This window comes from Leifsonia sp. C5G2 (assembly GCF_013359685.1).
GTDB lineage: Bacteria > Actinomycetota > Actinomycetes > Actinomycetales > Microbacteriaceae > Leifsonia.
Window position 1 is genome coordinate 1 of the sequence record NZ_JABFMV010000009.1, and the last position, 18,918, is coordinate 18,918.

Genomic DNA, 18,918 nt, shown 5'->3' on the forward strand with positions numbered 1-18,918 from the left:
CGGGCGGCGGAAAGACACACAAACCGTCAAAGGCAGCGCCGCCGGAGGCGGCTCCTCCCGTCGTTGCCTGAGCGGTATCGCACGACGGGGCCGTCCAGTCGATCTCCGACGCCCGTCACCGACTTATTTCTTCGAGATCGGCTGGTCACAACGGCGCCGGTCGACCACCGAGGCGCGAGTATCCCACGGGCGAGCGCGCTGACAACCGACTGGGGGGAGGCGGCGTCAGATGCGACGGCACCATACCCGGAGGTTCGCTAAGAATCCACCAAGATCAGGGCCGCCATGTGAGCTGCCAGCCTTAGTTGACCTGGATTAGCGGACTTCCGAAAGAGTTCGCGTTCTCCATCAGGGGTGCGCGAGCGCATTCGCGACCGCGGTCTGCGCCTGGGCGTGCGTGCCCAGCCCGTGCGCGGCGAGATAATGCTCCGCATCTAGGGCGGCAGCGCAGCCGGTGCCCGCGGCTGTGATGGCCTGCCGGTACCGACGGTCGACGAGGTCGCCGCACGCGAACACGCCGGGCAGGTTCGTCTCGGTGGTCGGATGCTGAACCTTCACGTAACCGTCGGCGTCCAGATCGATCTGACCCGCGACCAATGCGCTGCGCGGGTCGTGACCGATCGCCACGAACAGGCCGGTCGCATCCAGGGTGCCCGGCTCGCCCGTGACGGTGTTGCGAACCGTGAGCCCGTTCAGCTTGTCGTCACCGTGGGCTTCGGCGATCTGGGTGTTCCAGCGGATGGTGATCTTGGGGTTCTCTTGCGCCCGATCCTGCATGATCTTCGATGCGCGCAAGGCATCACGCCGGTGGATGAGGGTTACCGAGTTGGCGAACCGGGTGAGGAACATGGCCTCCTCCAGCGCCGAGTCGCCGCCGCCGGCGACCGCGATGTCCTGATTCTTGAAGAACGCGCCGTCGCAGGTGGCGCACCACGATATCCCGTACCCGGAGAGCCGATCCTCTCCCTCGATGCCGAGCTTGCGGTGCGCCGACCCCATCGCAAGGACCACGACGTGTGCCTCATACACGGTTCCGCTTCCGGTGGAGATCGACTTGATGTCGCCGGTCAGGTCGACGGCGGTCGCATCATCGTAGACGAGGCGAGCGCCGAAGCGCTCGGCCTGCTGGCGCAGGTTCTCCATCAGGTCCGGGCCCTGGATGCCGTCGATGAAGCCGGGGAAGTTCTCGACCTCGGTGGTGTTCATCAGCGCACCGCCGATCTCGACCGAGCTGGTCAGCACGATCGGGTCAAGGCCGGCGCGGGCCAGATAGATCGCGGCCGTGTACCCGGCGGGGCCAGAGCCGATGACGACAACGTTTTCGACGCTCACGCGGGCGTCACCTCCAGACTCGTCAGCAGCTCGCGCACGTGCTGCTCCACCTCGTCGCGGATGACGCGGACCTGCTCGATGGACTGGCCTTGCGGGTCTTGCAGTTCCCAGTCCTGGTAGCGCTTGCCGGGGTAGATCGGGCAGGCGTCGCCGCAGCCCATTGTGATGACGACGTCCGCGGCCTGAACGACGTCGTCGGTCAGCGGCTTGGGGAACTCGCGGCTCATATCCAATCCCATCTCGGTCATCGCCTCGACCACGGCCGGGTTCAGCTCATGGGCGGGCATCGACCCGGCGGAGCGGACGTGGATGCGGCCGCCGGAGAGCGCCTCGGTGAGGACGGCGGCCATCTGGGAGCGGCCGGCGTTCTGCTCGCACACGAACAGCACCTCGGGCCAGATCACCGGCAGGGCGCCCTTGGCTTGGGCGAGCGCGGTCAGGCGTTCGGTCGCGAAGTGAATGGTGCGGGTCGCCAGGTGCGCCTTCACGGTCGCGGTGCGCAGCAGCGCCGTGTACGACTCCAGCACGTACCGTTCGACGGTCTCCCGGTTGAAGATCCCCTCGAACTTGGCCGCCAGATCGTCGGCGAGACGGCGCAGATACTGTTCCGGGTAGGCGAGTTCCGGCTGGGCTCGGCGCCCCGTCGCGTCGATGGTCATGAGCGTCACACCGCCGCTGGGAGGAGCTCGGCGAGCAGGTTCTGGACGCGCTGCTTGATATCGTCGCGGATCGGACGGACCTCGTCCACAGGACGCCCGGCCGGGTCGGTGAGCTCCCAGTCCTCGTAGCGCTTCCCGGGGAAGATCGGGCACGTGTCGCCGCAGCCCATGGTGATGACGACGTCGGACTCCTTGACCGCCTCAGTGGTGAGGATCTTCGGCTGCTCGCCCGCGATGTCGATGCCCTCCTCGGCCATGACCTGCACGGCGACCGGGTTGATCTGGTCTTTCGGCTCGGAGCCGGCGGAGAGGACCTCGACGCGGTTTCCGGAGAGCTCGCGCATGTACCCGGCGGCCATCTGGGAGCGGCCGGCGTTGTGGATGCAGACGAACAGGACGGTGGGCTTGGTGTCAGTCATGGTTCTCCTCGGTTCTCAACGATCTTCGTTAAGCATAGATGTAGGTCAATGCTTTTTCCAGTCGTCTATCGCCGAATTCGGCAATCGTTCACTTTTCGATCCGCTCGAGAAGGTCGCGGACGCGACCCTCGATGTCGTTTCGGATCTCGCGGACGCGGGCGATCGGTTGCCCGACGGGGTCGGGGATGTCCCAGTCCAGGTACTCGCGGCCGGGGTAGATGGGGCAGGCGTCGCCGCAGCCCATAGTGATCACGTAGTCGGCCGCGCGGACCGCTTCGTCGGTGAGCGGCTTGGGGAATTCGCCGCCGAGCGGGGTGCCGATCTCGTCCAGCACCGTGACGATCGTCGAGCGCACCGCCTCCGCCGGCTCCGAGCCGGCTGTACGGACGATGACCCGGTCGCCGGCGAGCTGGCGCAGGATCGCCGAGGCGAGCTGGGAGCGGCCGGCGTTCTGCACACAGACGAACAGCACCTCCGGCACGGTGTGGATGGTTTCGTCGGCCCGTAGGAGCGCATCGAGCCGATCGATCGTGAAGCTGCTGGTCTGCGACGCTCGGGTCGGATGCGATCCGTCGCGCTCACCGAGCATCCGGTAGCTGTCGTGGACATACGAATTGACGGTCTCCGGCGCTAACACCCCTCGGTACCGCGCCGTCAGGTCGGCGACGATGCGCTCCAGCGCGGGTGTGTCATCGCGTGTCTCGCCGTCTCGGACCAGGTCGGCGACGCGGTCAAGCTGGGAGGGTGTGATCGAGTACCACGCGGTCCGGCCGATCTGTTCGCGCTCGACCAGGCCCTCGTTCTTGAGCATCCGCAGGTGGTGCGAGACGGTGGGCTGGGTGAGGCCGAGGGCTTCGGCCATTCGGGTCACCGAGCCTCTGCCTTCCTCTGAGTCGAGAATGATCCGCAGCAGAGCCGCACGCGTCGGATCGCTGATGCGCTTGAGGCTTTGCAGTCCGGTGACGTTGGCGACACTCATAGACGTGAGTCTATGCGCCTTGCCGCCCAGCCGTGTCCGGTGCGCCGTCATCCTCGTCGAGCAGCATCCCGACCGAGGTCGCACATGCATCGCCCTTCCATGCTTCGATGCCCTCACGGGCGGCGAAGAAGGCGATGACGAGACCTGCGATCGGGTCTGCCCACCACCAGCCGAGAAGGCTGTTCACGAGCAAGCCGACCAGCACAGCGGCGGAGAGATATGTGCAGATCAGCGTCTGTTTGGAGTCCGCCACGGCCGTCGCCGACCCGAGTTCTCGCCCGGCGCAGCGCTCGGCGTAGGAGAGGAACGGCATGACGACAACGCTCAGTGCGGTCAGGACGATCCCGACCGGAGAGTGCTGGACGTCGATCCGCCCAACGAGCGAAAGTACTGAGCTGAGGGTCACGTAGACGGCGAGCGCGAAGAACGCGAGGGCGATGACGCGCAGGGTCGGCTTCTCCCAGCGCTCGGGGTCGCGGCGAGTGAACTGCCATGCGACGGCAGCCGCCGAGAGCACCTCGATGGTCGAGTCGAGGCCGAAGCCAATCAGGGCCGTCGAGGAGGCAGCGCTGCCAGCAGCAATCGCCACAACGGCTTCGATGAGGTTGTAGCCGATGGTTGCTGCGACGATCCATCGAATGCGGCGCTGAAGAACCAGAGCCCGGTCGGCGGAGGCGGCCACGGTCATGCGCACTGACACTCCTCCCCATCGCAGCATCCGGGTTCCACGAACAAGGTCACCCGCAGGAGCTCGTCCAGCGCGGGCGCGATATGACCGTCGGCGAGCCGGTACCAGGTGCGTCGACCTTCGGGGATGGCCTCCACCAGACCGCAACCGCGCAGACACGCGAGCTGGTTCGACATCACCTGGCGGGACACCCCAAGTGCTTCGGCGAGATCGGACGGAAAGGCGGGCGCTTCCCGCAGTGCGAGCAGGATGCCGACCCGGTGGGGTCGGAGAGTGCATGCCCGAACCGCGCGAGAGCGGCAGTGTGCGTGACGGTGGCGGCCGGTGCGAGTGTCGTCATCGCTCGACCTCAGTGAGTGAGAGCGAAGGCGGTCAGCTGCTCCGCCGTCCCCGAGACGATCAGTCGGAGATCGTCGTGCGTGTCATCGATGTCCCAGTCGACGAACGCACAACAGGACTGTTCGGCGGTCACGAGGTCGCGCAGCTCCGCAAGGGAAGTGTCGTTCTTGACGTAGCCGACGGTGATGTTGCCGTCGCCGTTCTCACGACTGATGCCGTACCGCTCATCGAAGTCGTGCCAGCGTTTCACTTGTTCCCTGCCAGTGCTGGGAGACAGTGTGCAAGCGATCGGGAGTCCGTTGAGGGGGCCGACATGCGTCATGTTCTGATGATACAGCGATTGCTGTACTAACGGAACGTTCGCACGCGGCCACCCACGCGTCAGCCCGCTAGGAGCAGCACGAGGACCCGCTCGCGCCGGTCGAACAGACACCTGTGGCCGGGAGCACGAGTTGCACGTTGCGTGCCGACGCGATGTCGCCGGCGAGGTAGGCGGTGATGGATCGGACCTGCTCGTATCCGGTGGCGAGGAGGAACGTCGGGGCGCGTCCGTAGGACTTCATCCCGGCGAGGAAGAAGTTCGGTTCCGGCTGCTCCAGCTCGGCGAACCCGTGGGGCTCGACCGTGCCGCAGGAGTGGATGTTGGGGTCGATCAGCGGCGCCAGCCGGACGGGAGCCTCCACGATCTCGTCCAGGTCGAGCCGGATCTCGCGCAGCATGTCCAGGTCGGGCCGGAAGCCTGTCGCGTTCACCACGATGTCGGTGTCGTGCTCGACGAGCTCGCCCGCTCGCTGGCCGATCAGCTTGACGCCGTTCTCGGTTGCGGCGAGGCGGAGGATTTCGAACCGGTCGAGCTGCTGGATGGCGCCGGTACCGATGAGGCGGTCGACGCGCTTGCCGATGGCGGCGCGCTCGATCAGCTGGTCGTTATCCGAAGTGGCGACCCGGACGGCGCTGGCGTTGCGGATGAGCCAGGTGATCTGCGTCTCCGGCACCTCGCGCTTGAGGGCGGCGAGGTTCAGGAGGGTGTTCGCTGCGGAGTGGCCCGCGCCCACGACGGTGACGCGCTTGCCGGCGAACCGGTCGCGCTCGCGCCCAATCACATCCGGCAGAGCGTGCGAGACGTGCCCGGCGACCGACGGCAGTCCGAGGGGGTCCAGCCCGGACGAGGCCAGACTGTTCGGGGTCAGGTAGGTGCCGGACGCGTCGATGACGGCGCGGGCCGTGACCTCCCGCACGCCGTCCGCATCGCTGATGCGGAGCAGGAACGGGGTGTCGTCGCGGCCGGTGCTGCGGGTGCGGTCCATGCCCTCGCGACTGACATCGGTGACCGTGACGCCGTAACGGATGTGCGGACGGATCGAGTCGAGTGCAGCCAGCGGCGCCAGGTAGTCATCCAGGAATTGGCCGCCGGTGGGCAGCTTCTTCTCGTCGGGACTCGCCCACCCTGTTTCAGCCAGGAGCCGGGCTGCGGCCGGGTCGACGAGCATCTTCCAGGGCGAGAAGAAGCGGATGTGCGCCCACTGGGAGACGGTGTGACCGGACGCGTCGCCGGTCTCGTAGATCTCGAACGGGATGCCGCGTTCGATCAGGTGGGCGGCGGCCGCGAGCCCGATCGGCCCGGCGCCGATGATCGCCACCGGGAGCCCGTCGAGGCGGCTGCTGCGGACCGTGGGTACGGTCAGGTCGACGAGGGTCATCCGTCATTCTCCATTCATCGAAGGTTTTCGATTTATAGTGTGCATGCTTCATCGAAATCTGTCAATGTATGGGTACACTAACAGCATGGCCGTTCTCGAAGCACTCCCGATCACACCCGTGAATGCCTGCTGCACTCCCGTGACGAGCGAGACCCTCTCGCTCGACGAGGCGGAGTCGATGGCCACGGCGTTCAAGGCGCTCGGCGACCCCACCCGGCTCCGCCTGCTCTCGATCGTGGCCAACTCCGAGGGCCAGGAGGCGTGCGTGTGCGACCTGACCGAACCGGTCGGGCTCAGCCAGCCGACGGTGTCGCATCACCTTAAGCTTCTGCTGGACGCGGGCTACATCACCCGATCGAAGCGCGGCACCTGGTCGTACTACAAGCTGGTCCCGGGAAGCCTGGAGCGCGTGTCGAAGGTGCTCACGACGGCACTGTGACCGAGCTCGCCCAGCCGCCTGTCGCAACGAGGCAGCCATCGCGCTGGAGTCTCGCCGCACTGTCGGCCGGCCAGATCCTGAACTGGGGGATCCTCTACTACGCCCCGGTCGTAGAGCATCGGGTGTCTACCGTGGTCCGAACCCGTCGGTTCTGGGTGCTGGTGGGCACGATGTCGCTGATCACCACCAGCCTGTATGCGGTGACCCTCGCGATCATTCCGCTCTTCACGGAGAAGGGCATGAGCTACGGCGTCGCCGCGCTGGCCCTGGGGTTGGTGGGCGCCGGACAGGTGATCGGCCGGTTGCTGTTCTACCTGACCCCTCACCGCTCGAAGCCGTCGCTGCCGATCGCGGTCATCGCTCTCGGGTCGACCGTTGGGCTGCTCGGGCTTGCCCTGATCCCTGGCCCGGTGTGGCTGCTGATTCTCGTCGCGATCCTGGTCGGCGCGATACGCGGCGCTCACACACTGGTTCAGGCGTCCGCTGTCGCCGACCGTTGGGGAGTCCACAACTACGGGTCGATCAACGGTGTCTTCGCCGCCCCGATCACTGTGCTGACGGCGCTCGCACCGGCGCTCGGGCCCCTTATCGCCAACAGCGTCGGCAGCTACGCGGGGATGGCCGCGCTCATGGCCGGCGTGGCCTTGGCAGCGTTGGCTCTCTCGCGGGCGACCTAGCTCGGCGTCAAATGCGCTGCGAGGGAGTCGATCCTGCGCGCGATCTCCTGGAAGGCCGACTCGAACGCCTGCGCACTGCCGTCTAACACCGGGTCCGGAATCGACCAGTGCGCACCTCCCAGCCCCAGCTCCTCGTGTGCGCGGTCGCAGACGGTCACCACATAGTCGCCGTCCGCGATGACGTCCGCATAGAGCTTCGGCCGACCGATCAACGCCACGCCGTGGTGCGCCGCCACCTGAACGGCGCCCTCTGCGACGCGTGCCGCCGGATGCGTACCGGCCGAGACGGCCGGGACCGTGCTGGTGCGCGACCAGAGCGCCTCCGCCAGTTGCGAGCGTGCCGAGTTCGCAGTGCAGACGAAGACGACGCGGTGCGCTGCGGCATCGGCCGACGGCCCCAGCGCCGCGAGCGCGGCCGGCCGGAGGCGCACGTACGTTCTCCGGCGATCTCCCTCCGAGCGCTCGCGCACGATGATCCCTTGACGCTCCAGGACCGCGAGATGGTGCGCTAGCAGATTGGTCGACACCCCGAGCTCCGCGACGAGCTCTCCCGGTGTCAAGTCGCCGATCACGAGGAGGTCCAGGACCCGCAGGCGCAACGGATCGGCGAGGGCCGCGTGCAACGCAGCCCGCTCCTCCAAGGGATTTCGCCCACTGTTCATTGCCTCAATCTTGACTGAGGTAACTTGCACCGGTCAAGATGAACGCGATGAATACGCGCCTCCTCTCCCGACTGCTCGCTGAATTCCTGGGAACCGGACTCCTCGTCACGGTCGTCGTCGGCTCCGGGATCGCCGCCAGCCGCCTCTCCCACGACACCGGCCTGCAGCTGCTCGAGAACAGCATCGCCACCGCCCTCGGCCTCGCCGTGCTGATCCTCCTGTTCGGCTCCGTCTCCGGAGCCCACTTCAACCCGGTCGTCTCACTGGTCGACTGGATCGGCGGCCGATCCGCCCGCAACGGACTGACCCTCGCCGAGGCGGGGGCATACATCCTCGCGCAGGTCCTCGGCGCCATCGGCGGAGCCCTGCTCGCCAACGCGATGTTCGAGCTGCCCACGCACGTTGCCACCACCGAGCGGGTCACTGCCGGGACGCTCCTCGGCGAAGTCGTCGCGACGGCCGGGCTCATCATGCTGATTCTCGCGCTCGCCCGAACCGGACGCAGCGCCGCTGCCGCCCCCGCGATCGGCGCCTACATCGGCGCCGCCTACTGGTTCACCAGCTCCACCTCGTTCGCGAACCCCGCCGTCACCATCGGCCGGATCTTCTCCGACTCGTTCGCCGGCATCGCCCCGGCGTCCGTCCTCCCCTTCATCGCCGCCCAACTCGTCGGCGCCGCCATCGGCGTCGCACTCACCCTGGCGCTGTTCCGCTCCGAGAAGGTGCTGGCCCAGGCCGCGGCGGACGTCGTCATCCCGCAGACCACCGATCGCTGAACGGAACCGTCCCATGCATCTCGTCGCCATCGGCGGCAGCGACGCCGGAATCTCCGCCGCGCTGCGCGCCCGCGAACTCGACCCGGCGACCGACGTCACCGTCGTCGTCGCCGACGAATACCCCAACTTCTCCATCTGCGGCATCCCGTACTACTTCTCCGGTGACGTGCGCCCCTGGCAGTCGCTCGCCCACCGGACCCACGCCGACCTCGAAGCCACCGGAATGTCGCTGAGGCTCAACACGCTCGCCACCAACATCGACGTCGCCGGTCAACGATTGAACGTCCGGGCGGCGGACGGAACCGAGTCCGTGATCGGGTACGACGAGCTGATCGTCGGCACCGGCGCGCTCCCCTCGCACGCGGGCATCACCGGACTCGACCAGCTCACCCCCGCCGATGGGCTGCACGTCATCCACTCGATGGGCGATACCTTCGCCCTGGACCGTGACCTTGAAGCACGCGACCCGCGCACCGCGATCATCATCGGCGCCGGCTACGTCGGCCTCGAGATGGCCGAAGGATTCACCGCGCGCGGCATCGACGTCACCGTTCTCCAGCGCGGACCCGAAGTCCTCTCCACGCTCGACCCGGAACTCGGGTCCTCCGTCCGCGAGGAACTGACCAGCCACGGCGTGCACGTGCGCACCCGCACCGTGGTTCGCTCGGTTGAGAAGGACACTGACGGTCTCCTCGTCCGCGCCGACCAGGATGGCCAAGCCGTCGACCTGCGAGCCGACATCGTGCTCGCTGTTGTCGGTGTCCGCCCGAACACTCAGCTCCTGGAATCCGCCGGAGCCACCCTCGGCGCCGGCCGCGCGGTCATCGTCGACGAGCACATGTGCACCGGACTCCCCCACGTCTACGGTGCCGGCGACGGGGTCGTCACCCACCACCGGCTGCTCGGGGTCACCTACCTCCCGCTCGGGACGACCGCGCACAAGCAGGGACGCGTGGCCGGGGAGAACGCCCTGGGCGGCGACGCCCGCTTCGCCGGCTCCGTCGGAACCCAAGTCGTCAAGGTCTTCGACCTCGTCGCAGCGCGAACCGGCCTTCGCGACCACGAAGCACGCGCCGCCGGCTTCCAGAGCGTCACCACCCAGACCACCGCCGACGACCACAAGCGCTACTACCCGGGCGCCCAGCCGATCAGCATCCGCATCACCGGGGACGCCGAAGACGGACGCCTCCTCGGCGCTCAACTCGTCGGCCGCCTCGGCACCGAGACAGCCAAACGCGTCGACACCTACGCGACGGCGCTCTTCGCCGGGCTGACCGTCCAGCAGATCAGCGACCTCGACCTCTCCTACACGCCGCCACTCGGCTCACCGTGGGACGCCGTCCAGGCGGCGACCCAAGCCTGGACCCGAGCCACCATCGAAACCGAGATCACGGTATGAACGACGCCCCCACCGTCCTCTTCCTCTGCACCCACAACGCCGGCCGCTCGCAGCTCGGATCCCACCTCTTCCGCCACGTCGCCGGCGACCGCGCCCACGCCACCAGCGCCGGCACGGCGCCCGCTGACGGGCCAAGCCAGCCCGTGGTTCAGGCTCTCGCCGAGCTCGGCATCGACAGCTCCGGCGCGCAGCCCCGAGCGGTGACGGCCGACGACCTCGCGACCGCCGACATCGTCGTGGCCATGAAGCCTGGGCTCCAGCTTCCCGGCCCCGTGGCGGGCCAGTTCGTCCAATGGGCGTTCCCCGACCCGGCGAGCTGGGACCTCGACGGCGTGCGGGAGCTCCGGGACACGATCCTGGTGCAGGTCGAAGAACTAGTGGAGTGGGTCGCGCCCGCACAAGAATGATTCAGTGACCACACTGGAAGACTCGACAGGCAAATGATCATCCGACCACTCACGCAGACCGACTGGCCCGAGGTCGAGCGGATCTATTCCGAGGGCATCGCGACCGGAAACGCCACATTCGAGTCCACGCCTCCGTCGTGGGATCGCTTCGACGCGGGCAAGCTGCACGTCGGTCGACTGGTCGCGGTCGATGAAGGCGGCCTCGCCGGCTGGGCAGCCGTGTCCCCGGTCTCCTCACGCGAGGTCTACCAGGGCGTCGTCGAACACTCCGTCTATGTTGCTGACCGCGCGCGCGGCCGCGGACTGGGACGGCTGCTCCTGAACGAGCTGATCAGCGCGTGCGACAACGCGGGCATCTGGACGATCCAGTCGAGCATCTTCCGCGAGAACACGGCCAGCCTCCGTCTCCACGAGCACGCCGGTTTCCGAGTCGTCGGCCATCGCGAACGCATCGCCCGGATGACCTACGGGCCGTGGGTGGGGCAATGGCGCGACACCATCCTTATCGAGCGGCGACGGGAACAGTAGTCCGCACCCCTGGCGCGGCGCTACCCTGGGCGCACCGGAGGGAGGCCCCCTCATGCGCACGGAACCTCTGCTCGGACTGGACGTTGCCTCGCTCTCCGCCGTCTTCCTGGTCCTGCTCGGAATCCACGTCGCGGCGGCTCTGGTCGCCATCGTGAGCGGACTCGTTGCCATGTTCAGCCGAAAGGGCTCCGGCCGACATGTCGTCAGCGGCCGGTTCTACTTCGGAGCGATCCTGATCGTCTTCGCTTCCGCGTGCGCGATGTCCGCCTTCCGGTGGCCCGCCGACCTACCGCTCGTTGCTCCCGGTGCTGTCGCGGCCGTCGCGGCCACCTACGGGTTCATCTACCGTCGGCTCCACCGACCCGGCGACGCTCCACACATCATCGCCATGGGAGTCTCTTACGTCGCCATGCTGACCGCGTTCTACGTCGACAACGGACCTCACCTGCCGATCTGGCAGCTCCTCCCGTCCTGGCTGTTCTGGTTCCTGCCGGCGATCATCGGGACACCCCTTATCATGCGTGCGGTACTGCGCCACCGTCGGATGCGATCGGAGCGGGCGGCTGCGCGGACACCATAACTTTAGCTAGCGGGTGGCTGCGAAAAAGGGCCCTGGATGGCACCGACAACCACCGCGGTGAGCCTGTCTACGGCGGAATGATCCGATGCGGTCGCGGCGGCTCCCATGGCGTGAACGGCGAACGCCGCGAGATCGTCTGCTGGTATGTCGGTGCGTGCGCGCCCGGCGCGGGCATCCTCATCAATGAGTTCACGCACCATGTCAGTCAGTTCGAGCTCGGCCGGCGAGATCCGCTCCGGAAGGTGCAGGACACCATCATCCCCATGTTGGTGTCGACGCAGCCGCGCGTACGCCTGTAGCGCTTCGCTCAGGCGGGATTCGGCTGGACTATCGTGCGCAATGCTGCGCAGCTGTTGGAGGTGACGCCCTATCTCTCGCTCCTGCCAGCCGGCCACCGCGGCGGCCACATCGGGTACGTACTTGTACAGCGTGGCGCGCCCTACTCCGCTGGCCTCTGCCAGGGCGGTCATCGTCAGACCGGTGATCCCCTCCCGATGAACCAGCCTCCCCGTCGCGTCGAGGATCGAATCGAGCACGGCCGAACGGTGCTCTTCGATCGTCTCGCTCCACAGCTTCGGCATGATTCCACTATAGCCGTTTGGGAGACGCTTTGACGTTTACGCGACGTTCTGTATAGATAAAGGCGTGACAGACAACAGGAACAGGCCCCCGCGCTGGGTGCTCGTCGTATCCGCAACGATCGTTCTGGCGATAGCCGTACTTCTCGTCCTGCATCTCACCGGTAACGGCATGGCGCGGATGCACGGATGACGTCGCCGCGAGCTCGAACGGCGATCGTCGCGTGGCACGTGGGGCTGTCGATCGGCTGGGTCGGCGCAGTCGCTGCCTTCGCCACCATCGCAACACTCGGCTGGACGACCGCCGAAGAGGATCTCTGGGCAGGAATCTATGCGGCGCTTCGGGCGACCATATGGTTCGTGATCGTTCCTCTCGCGGGTGCCAGCCTGATAAGCGGTATCTTCGTCTCGCTCATCACCCGCTGGGGATTGACGCGTCACTATTGGGTCCTGTTGAAGCTGATCCTGACTGTTGTCGCTACCGCCGCCCTCGCACTGCACGCACACGTCTCCGACATCGCCGCGCACGCGGCGGTGACAACCGGACGAGATTTCGCGGCCGCTCGCGTCCAACTTGTCGTCGACAGCGTCGCAGGGCTGATCGTGCTCTGCGCGATCGCGCTCCTGAGCTTTATCAAACCCCGAGGGATCACGCCCTGGGCCGCGCGAGAACGAGTCCTGCAGCGAAGTTGATGCTCCGCAATTACCTCGGTCGATAGATCGATGTCGCTCTCGATGCGGCTCAACTCAGCCGCACGGGCAGTCAATCGACGTCGTCACGATCCAATTGGGACAACAGTGCGCAGGAGCCGACCGTGGGGGCGTGCGCGGAATGAGCCGCCATGAGAATGCGCGTGGGCGTGCGCCATCGAACCTCCGATCGGGGGTGGGTGGCCGCGCCACTGTAGTACGGCGATCTCGAACGACAGAGAAGAGCCGCTGCGAAAACCACCATGTTGCGCGACGACGGACATCCAGGGTTGCAGAAATACCACCTAGGGGTATCATTTTCCAAGACAGCGATACCCTCCGAGGGTATCCCAGCAATCATGGAGGACTGATGGAAACGATCGAGTACCAGGTGACCGGAATGACCTGCGAGCACTGCGAGCGGGCAGTGTCCACCGAGGTGGCCCAGGTCGCCGGCGTCGAGAACGTGAAGGTGTCCGCGTCCGACGGCGTTCTGCATGTCACCGCCGCGACCGGCGTGGACGACACCGCCGTACTCGCCGCGGTCGACGAGGCCGGCTACGCCGCCGTCCGGAAGTAGGAACCGCACCGCCGTCCGAACCTGAGGAGCACCACATGACAGCATCTCCCTCGCCCGCAGCAAGCAGCGCCACCCTCGAGCTCGAGGTCGGCGGAATGACCTGCGCGTCGTGCGCAATGCGGATCGAGAAGAAGCTGAACCGTCTGGACGGCGTCACCGCGACCGTGAACTACGCGACCGAAAAGGCACGAGTGTCCCTGCCGGACGGCATGGATGTGGCCACCGTGATCGCCGAAGTCGAGAAGACGGGTTACACAGCCGCGCTCCCGGCTGTCGAACTCGAAAGCGAGCCGGCGGACGCCGACCCGGAACTCACTGGACTTCGCAACCGGCTCATCGGCAGCGTCGCGCTGTCCGTTCCGGTCATCGCATTGGCGATGATCCCGCCGCTGCAGTTCACGTACTGGCAGTGGCTCTCGCTCACGCTGGCGGCACCGGTCGTGGCGTGGGGAGCGTGGCCGTTCCACAAAGCAGCGTTCATCAACGCCCGCCATGGAGCGGCCACGATGGACACCCTGGTGTCGATCGGAACCCTGGCCGCATTCGTCTGGTCGCTCTACGCCCTCTTCTTCGGAACGGCGGGGATGCCCGGGATGACTCACGGGTTCAGCTTCACGGTGACCGCCTCGGACGGAGCTGGCAACATCTATCTCGAGGTCGCCGCTGGAGTCACCACCTTCGTGCTCGCCGGCCGCTATTTCGAGAAGCGATCGAAGCGGCAGGCCGGCGCAGCCCTGCGGGCGCTCCTTGAACTCGGCGCCAAGGATGTGGCAGTGATCCGCGACGGCCTGGAGGTGCGCATCCCAATCGAGACGCTGCGCACCGATGACGAGTTCGTGGTCCGGCCCGGCGAGAAGATCGCCACCGACGGGATCGTGGTCGACGGTTCGAGTGCGATCGACATGTCGCTGCTCACAGGCGAATCCGTGCCCGTCGAGGTCACGGCCGGTGACGCCGTTGCCGGTGCCACGGTGAACTCCGGCGGCCGCCTCCTGGTGCGCGCCACCCGGGTCGGCAGCGACACGCAACTCGCGCAGATGGCCAAGCTCGTCGAGGACGCCCAGTCCGGCAAAGCAGCGGTGCAGCGTCTCGCCGATCGCATCTCCGGCATCTTCGTCCCGATCGTTCTGGGCATCGCCGTAGTCACCCTGGCGGCCTGGATACTCACCGGTCACCCGACCGCTGCGGCTTTCACGGCCGCCGTGGCGGTACTGATCATCGCCTGCCCCTGCGCGCTCGGACTCGCCACCCCGACGGCGCTCCTGGTCGGAACCGGACGTGGAGCGCAACTCGGCATCCTGATCAAGGGACCCGAAGTGCTGGAGTCCACCCGCACCGTCGACACCATCGTCCTGGACAAGACCGGCACGGTCACCGCCGGGAAGATGACACTGCTCCAGGTCATCACCGCGCCCGACGTCGAGGAGTCCACACTGCTCCGGATAGCCGGCGCCGTTGAAGCTGCTTCCGAGCACCCGATCGCCCGAGCCGTCGCCGCCGCGGCCATCGAGCGCGTCGGCACCCTCTCCACTCCTGAATCCTTCGTGAACATCGAAGGCCGCGGCGTACAGGGCGTTGTGGACGGACACCTGGCGCTCGTGGGCCGCCAGTCGCTGCTGGAGGACTGGTCCATCGTCCTCGATGACAGGCTCGCAACCGCCAAGAACTCTGCTGAAACTGCCGGACAGACCGTGGTCTGCGTCGCATGGGACGGGAAAACGCGAGGGCTGCTCGTCGTCGCGGACGCGATCAAGCCGACCAGCCGAGAAGCGGTGGCCGCGTTCAAGCAGCTCGGACTCACCCCGATCCTGCTCACCGGAGACAACGCGACCGTCGCTCGGGAGGTTGCTCGCGCGGTGGGCATCGAGACCGTGCTCGCCGAGGTTCTCCCCCAAGACAAGGCCGATACCGTGCGCCGGCTTCAGACCGAAGGCAAGACGGTGGCGATGGTCGGCGACGGGGTCAACGACGCCGCAGCCTTAGCGACCGCCGACCTGGGACTGGCGATGGGAACCGGTACGGATGCCGCCATCGAAGCTGCTGACATCACGCTCGTCCGCGGTGACCTCCGGGCTGTCGCCGATGCCGTCCGGTTGGCCCGGCGAACGCTGGGCACGATCAAGACGAATCTGTTCTGGGCATTCGCCTACAACGTTGCGGCGATCCCGCTGGCAGCGTTCGGCCTGCTCAATCCGATGATCGCCGGAGCGGCAATGGCATTCTCCAGCGTGTTCGTCGTGAGCAACAGCCTCCGCCTGCGCGGCTTCCGCTCCAAGACCACCACGACCCGAACGGCCGCCTGAACGCCGGCGACCGTGCTCGAAACCGCATGACCACTCACGAAAAGGACACATCATGAGCGACAGCTGCTGCAACACCAGCACCACCAGCGACCACCACCACGCCGCCACCATGCCGACGGGAAGCACCAACCTCCTCGGCGGGACGGGCGCCGACGATCTCACCGAGTGCGTCGTGATGAAGGGCAGCACCGTCAGCAAGGCGAAGGCAGAGGCACAAGGCCTCTACCGCGACTACAACGGCGAGCGGTACTGGTTCTGCTGTGCCGGCTGCGCACCCCGTTTCGACGCCGACCCCACGGCATACATCACCGCATAACCGCCACCGCCCGGTACAGGCGGCCAGCAGCACATCACCCAGGTGAAGGGCTAAGCATGAACGACCACACCGAGCACGACGGGCGCGACCACCGCGCCCACTCCACCTCGACCGAGACCGCCGAGAACCACGAGGCCCACGACGTGGGCGAGCACGCCGGACACGACATGGCCGGACACGCCGGTCACGGCGGAATGGGTGGGCACGCCGGCCACGGCGACCATGTCGGCCAGTTCCGTCGTCTGTTCTGGATCATGCTCATCATCGCCGTCCCCGTCGTCGGCTTCTCCTCGATGTTCGCGATGATCCTGGGGTACCCGCTGCCGGACGCCGCCTGGGTGGCGTGGATCTCGCCGATCCTCGGAACGGTCATGTACGTCTGGGGCGGTCGCCCATTCCTCACTGGCGCCGTCGGTGAACTGCGGGCGCTCAAACCCGGCATGATGCTGCTGATCGCGTTGGCGATCACGGTCGCGTTCCTGGCGTCCTGGGGTGCGAGCCTGGGGATCCTGGATCACGAACTCGACTTCTGGTGGGAGCTCGCCCTCCTCATCGTGATCATGCTGCTGGGCCACTGGATCGAGATGCGGTCACTGGCACAGACCACCTCCGCCCTCGACTCACTGGCAGCGCTGCTGCCCGACGAGGCCGAACGCGTCGAGGGTGACAGCACGGTGCAGGTCGCCCCCGCCGACCTCGGGGTCGGCGACGTCGTCGTCGTCCGCCCCGGTGGCCGCATCCCCGCCGACGGACGCGTCGTTTCCGGCTCGGCGAGCATGGACGAGTCGATGATCACCGGCGAATCCAGCACCGTGCGCCGCGACGTCGGAGACGCCGTCGTCGCGGGCACCGTCGCAACCGACTCCGGTCTGCGCGTTGAAATCACCGCGGTCGGCGACGACACCGCGCTCGCCGGTATCCAACGCCTGGTCAGCGACGCCCAGAATTCCTCGTCCCGCGCCCAGCGGATCGCCGACACCGCCGCCGGGTGGCTGTTCTGGTTCGCCCTCGGCGCGGCGATCATCACCGCGGTCGTCTGGACCCTGCTCGGCCTGCCGGATGAGGCCGTCGTGCGCACCATCACGGTTCTGGTCATCGCCTGCCCGCACGCCCTCGGTCTGGCCATCCCGCTCGTCGTCGCCATCTCGACCGAACGCGCCGCCCGCGGCGGAGTGCTCATCAAGGATCGGCTCGCCCTGGAGAGCATGCGCACCATCGACACGGTGCTGTTCGATAAGACCGGCACCCTGACCAAGGGCGAACCCAGCGTCACCGCGATCGAGACCACCGACGGCACCACCTCCGATCGACTGCTGGCACTGGCCGCCGCCGCCGAGGCGGACTCCGAGCACCCGCTGGCACGGGCCATCGTCAACGCCGCAGCCGCTCGCCATGTGACCGTCGGCGCAGCCGCAGGTTTCGAATCCTCCCCCGCGGTCGGAGTGTCGGCCACGGTCGACGGCCACCACGTCCAGGTCGGCGGCCCGAACCTGCTGCACGAAGCCGGAGTGGACGAACTCCGGATCGCCGACGCCTGGCGAGAGGACGGCGCCATCATCCTGCACGTCCTGGTCGACGGACAGGTGGCCGGTGCGCTCAAACTTGCCGACGAGATCCGCGAGGAGTCCCGGCAAGCGGTTGACGCCCTCCACGCTCAGAACGCGCAGGTCGTGATGATCACCGGCGACGCAGACGCCGTAGCCAGATCGGTCGCCAACGAACTCGGCATCGACCGGTACTTCGCCGGAGTGCGGCCAGAGGACAAGTCCGCGAAGGTCAAGGAGCTCCAGGCGGAGGGACGCAAGGTGGCGATGGTCGGCGACGGCGTCAACGACGCCCCCGCTCTTGCCCAGGCCGACGTCGGAATCGCCATCGGCGCCGGCACCGACGTCGCGATCGCCTCCGCAGGAGTGATCCTCGCCAGCGACGACCCGCGTTCCGTGCTGTCGGTCATCGAACTCTCCCGCGCAAGCTACCGCAAGATGAAGCAGAACCTGTGGTGGGCAGCCGGGTACAACCTCATCTCCGTGCCGCTTGCCGCCGGCGTGCTCGCACCAATCGGGTTCGTCCTGCCGATGTCGGTCGGCGCGATCCTCATGTCGTTGTCCACGATCGTCGTCGCCCTGAACGCTCAGCTGCTGCGCCGGCTCGACCTGCGACCAGAGACCAGCGCCCGCGTTGCCCTCGACCGAAATCGCACCCAGCCGGCGACGCCGGCACCCGCATCCCGAACCTGACCGCCCTTGGAGCCTTAATGAACGACACCACGACCACCGCCGAGCACGAACACCAGCACGGCTACATCACCGACAAAGCCGGATACATGCGGCGCCTCAGCCGGATCGAAGGGCAAGCCCGCGGAATCGCGCGAATGGTCGATGAAGAGCAGTACTGCATCGACATCCTCACCCAGATCTCCGCCCTGACCTCCGCACTCAAGAGCGTCGCCCTCGGCCTCGTCGACGACCACCTGAAACACTGCGTCACCGACGCCGTGCTACTGGGCGGGGACGAAGGCCAGGCCAAGATCCAGGAAGCCAGCGACGCCATCGCCCGACTCGTGCGTTCGTGACGGGTCCCGTGGGCTCAGCTTCCAGAACGACCCAACTCGTCCCGACGCCTGGCGTACTCGTCGTGGTCGATCTCGCCTCGGGCGTACCGTTCATCGAGAATGTCCCGAGGCGACGGACGCCCTGGCTGAACCGCACCACTACCGGCGGACGGACCACGCCGGCTAAGAGTGACCACCAGCACGATCACAACCGCGATGATCAGCAACGGCACAATCAGCCAAATGATCCACCACGCCCCCATGCCGCCCATCATCCACCCGTACACGTCCGCCTCCTCAAACGATTTCTCCATTC

At 67.1% G+C, this 18,918-nt stretch carries 23 protein-coding genes and 1 pseudogene; 13 read left to right on the top strand and 11 right to left on the bottom strand.

Going from position 1 to position 18,918, the window contains the following annotated elements:
* Positions 1 to 348: 348 nt before the first annotated feature.
* The 8 genes and pseudogenes from trxB to HNO83_RS12625 form a co-directional block, all read right to left on the bottom strand.
* Complete coding sequence (gene trxB, locus HNO83_RS12590) at positions 349 to 1,332, bottom strand: thioredoxin-disulfide reductase (protein WP_175337870.1); 984 nt, start codon at positions 1,330 to 1,332, stop codon at positions 349 to 351.
* Positions 1,329 to 1,991, bottom strand: coding sequence for an arsenate reductase ArsC (locus tag HNO83_RS12595; protein ID WP_175338008.1), 663 nt, complete (start codon positions 1,989 to 1,991; stop codon positions 1,329 to 1,331). The genes trxB and HNO83_RS12595 overlap by 4 nt, the downstream gene beginning before the upstream one ends.
* Positions 1,992 to 1,996: 5 nt before the next feature.
* A complete protein-coding gene (locus HNO83_RS12600; RefSeq protein ID WP_175337871.1) occupies positions 1,997 to 2,410 on the bottom strand; it encodes an arsenate reductase ArsC in 414 nt (137 codons plus the stop codon).
* Between the two features lie 88 nt (positions 2,411 to 2,498).
* On the bottom strand, positions 2,499 to 3,389 hold the full coding sequence (locus HNO83_RS12605) for a metalloregulator ArsR/SmtB family transcription factor (protein WP_175337872.1): 891 nt from the start codon (positions 3,387 to 3,389) through the stop codon (positions 2,499 to 2,501).
* Between the two features lie 10 nt (positions 3,390 to 3,399).
* Complete coding sequence (locus HNO83_RS12610) at positions 3,400 to 4,077, bottom strand: cation efflux transmembrane domain-containing protein (protein WP_175337873.1); 678 nt, start codon at positions 4,075 to 4,077, stop codon at positions 3,400 to 3,402.
* Positions 4,074 to 4,417: pseudogene (locus tag HNO83_RS12615) on the bottom strand (ArsR/SmtB family transcription factor). Before HNO83_RS12615 ends, HNO83_RS12610 begins: the two are co-directional and overlap by 4 nt.
* 9 nt (positions 4,418 to 4,426) lie before the next feature.
* Positions 4,427 to 4,666, bottom strand: a complete 240-nt coding sequence (locus HNO83_RS12620; protein ID WP_175337874.1) for a hypothetical protein — start codon at positions 4,664 to 4,666, stop codon at positions 4,427 to 4,429.
* 139 nt (positions 4,667 to 4,805) lie between these two features.
* Positions 4,806 to 6,116 (bottom strand): NAD(P)-binding domain-containing protein, encoded by a 1,311-nt coding sequence (locus tag HNO83_RS12625; protein ID WP_175337875.1) that lies wholly within the window; start codon positions 6,114 to 6,116, stop codon positions 4,806 to 4,808.
* An 85-nt stretch (positions 6,117 to 6,201) separates the two neighbouring features.
* Between HNO83_RS12625 and HNO83_RS12630 the strand changes: the two genes are divergently transcribed.
* Positions 6,202 to 6,555, top strand: coding sequence for an ArsR/SmtB family transcription factor (locus tag HNO83_RS12630; protein WP_175337876.1), 354 nt, complete (start codon positions 6,202 to 6,204; stop codon positions 6,553 to 6,555).
* Positions 6,552 to 7,232: an MFS transporter gene (locus HNO83_RS12635; RefSeq protein ID WP_175337877.1), complete on the top strand. Its 681-nt coding sequence runs from the start codon at positions 6,552 to 6,554 to the stop codon at positions 7,230 to 7,232. The genes HNO83_RS12630 and HNO83_RS12635 overlap by 4 nt, the downstream gene beginning before the upstream one ends.
* Here the strand turns inward: HNO83_RS12635 and HNO83_RS12640 are convergent.
* On the bottom strand, positions 7,229 to 7,855 hold the full coding sequence (locus HNO83_RS12640; RefSeq protein WP_349627182.1) for an arsenate reductase/protein-tyrosine-phosphatase family protein: 627 nt from the start codon (positions 7,853 to 7,855) through the stop codon (positions 7,229 to 7,231). The two genes, HNO83_RS12635 and HNO83_RS12640, sit on opposite strands and share 4 nt — an antisense overlap.
* 77 nt (positions 7,856 to 7,932) lie before the next feature.
* On the opposite strand from HNO83_RS12640, the gene HNO83_RS12645 reads away from it, so the two are divergent.
* The 5 genes from HNO83_RS12645 to HNO83_RS12665 are packed head-to-tail and all read left to right on the top strand — an operon-like array spanning position 7,933 to position 11,584.
* The gene (locus HNO83_RS12645; RefSeq protein ID WP_217499016.1) at positions 7,933 to 8,670 is read left to right on the top strand and encodes an aquaporin; all 738 of its coding nucleotides are present in this window, start codon (positions 7,933 to 7,935) and stop codon (positions 8,668 to 8,670) included.
* A 13-nt stretch (positions 8,671 to 8,683) separates the two neighbouring features.
* Positions 8,684 to 10,069, top strand: a complete 1,386-nt coding sequence (locus tag HNO83_RS12650) for an FAD-dependent oxidoreductase (protein WP_175337879.1) — start codon at positions 8,684 to 8,686, stop codon at positions 10,067 to 10,069.
* The gene (locus HNO83_RS12655; protein WP_175337880.1) at positions 10,066 to 10,476 is read left to right on the top strand and encodes an arsenate-mycothiol transferase ArsC; all 411 of its coding nucleotides are present in this window, start codon (positions 10,066 to 10,068) and stop codon (positions 10,474 to 10,476) included. Before HNO83_RS12650 ends, HNO83_RS12655 begins: the two co-directional genes overlap by 4 nt.
* A 33-nt stretch (positions 10,477 to 10,509) precedes the next feature.
* Positions 10,510 to 11,004, top strand: a complete 495-nt coding sequence (locus tag HNO83_RS12660) for a GNAT family N-acetyltransferase (RefSeq protein WP_175337881.1) — start codon at positions 10,510 to 10,512, stop codon at positions 11,002 to 11,004.
* 52 nt (positions 11,005 to 11,056) lie between these two features.
* Positions 11,057 to 11,584: a DUF2306 domain-containing protein gene (locus tag HNO83_RS12665; protein ID WP_175337882.1), complete on the top strand. Its 528-nt coding sequence runs from the start codon at positions 11,057 to 11,059 to the stop codon at positions 11,582 to 11,584.
* A 2-nt stretch (positions 11,585 to 11,586) separates the two neighbouring features.
* On the opposite strand, the gene HNO83_RS12670 is transcribed toward HNO83_RS12665, so the two are convergent.
* Positions 11,587 to 12,165, bottom strand: a complete 579-nt coding sequence (locus HNO83_RS12670; RefSeq protein WP_175337883.1) for a TetR/AcrR family transcriptional regulator — start codon at positions 12,163 to 12,165, stop codon at positions 11,587 to 11,589.
* A gap of 186 nt (positions 12,166 to 12,351) precedes the next feature.
* On the opposite strand from HNO83_RS12670, the gene HNO83_RS12675 reads away from it, so the two are divergent.
* The 6 genes from HNO83_RS12675 (at position 12,352) to HNO83_RS12700 (ending at position 18,623) form a co-directional block, all read left to right on the top strand.
* Complete coding sequence (locus HNO83_RS12675) at positions 12,352 to 12,855, top strand: hypothetical protein (protein ID WP_175337884.1); 504 nt, start codon at positions 12,352 to 12,354, stop codon at positions 12,853 to 12,855.
* 367 nt (positions 12,856 to 13,222) lie between these two features.
* Positions 13,223 to 13,432 (top strand): heavy-metal-associated domain-containing protein, encoded by a 210-nt coding sequence (locus tag HNO83_RS12680; RefSeq protein ID WP_175337885.1) that lies wholly within the window; start codon positions 13,223 to 13,225, stop codon positions 13,430 to 13,432.
* Positions 13,433 to 13,467: 35 nt separating this feature from the next.
* The gene (locus HNO83_RS12685; RefSeq protein ID WP_175337886.1) at positions 13,468 to 15,735 is read left to right on the top strand and encodes a heavy metal translocating P-type ATPase; all 2,268 of its coding nucleotides are present in this window, start codon (positions 13,468 to 13,470) and stop codon (positions 15,733 to 15,735) included.
* 52 nt (positions 15,736 to 15,787) lie between these two features.
* The gene (locus HNO83_RS12690; protein ID WP_175337887.1) at positions 15,788 to 16,051 is read left to right on the top strand and encodes a YHS domain-containing protein; all 264 of its coding nucleotides are present in this window, start codon (positions 15,788 to 15,790) and stop codon (positions 16,049 to 16,051) included.
* 56 nt (positions 16,052 to 16,107) lie between these two features.
* The gene (locus HNO83_RS12695; protein ID WP_175337888.1) at positions 16,108 to 18,288 is read left to right on the top strand and encodes a heavy metal translocating P-type ATPase; all 2,181 of its coding nucleotides are present in this window, start codon (positions 16,108 to 16,110) and stop codon (positions 18,286 to 18,288) included.
* A 17-nt stretch (positions 18,289 to 18,305) separates the two neighbouring features.
* Complete coding sequence (locus HNO83_RS12700; RefSeq protein ID WP_175337889.1) at positions 18,306 to 18,623, top strand: metal-sensitive transcriptional regulator; 318 nt, start codon at positions 18,306 to 18,308, stop codon at positions 18,621 to 18,623.
* A gap of 14 nt (positions 18,624 to 18,637) precedes the next feature.
* Here HNO83_RS12700 and HNO83_RS12705 read toward each other — a convergent pair whose 3' ends face one another.
* Positions 18,638 to 18,889, bottom strand: coding sequence for an SHOCT domain-containing protein (locus tag HNO83_RS12705; protein WP_258045885.1), 252 nt, complete (start codon positions 18,887 to 18,889; stop codon positions 18,638 to 18,640).
* Between the last annotated feature and the right edge of the window lie 29 nt (positions 18,890 to 18,918).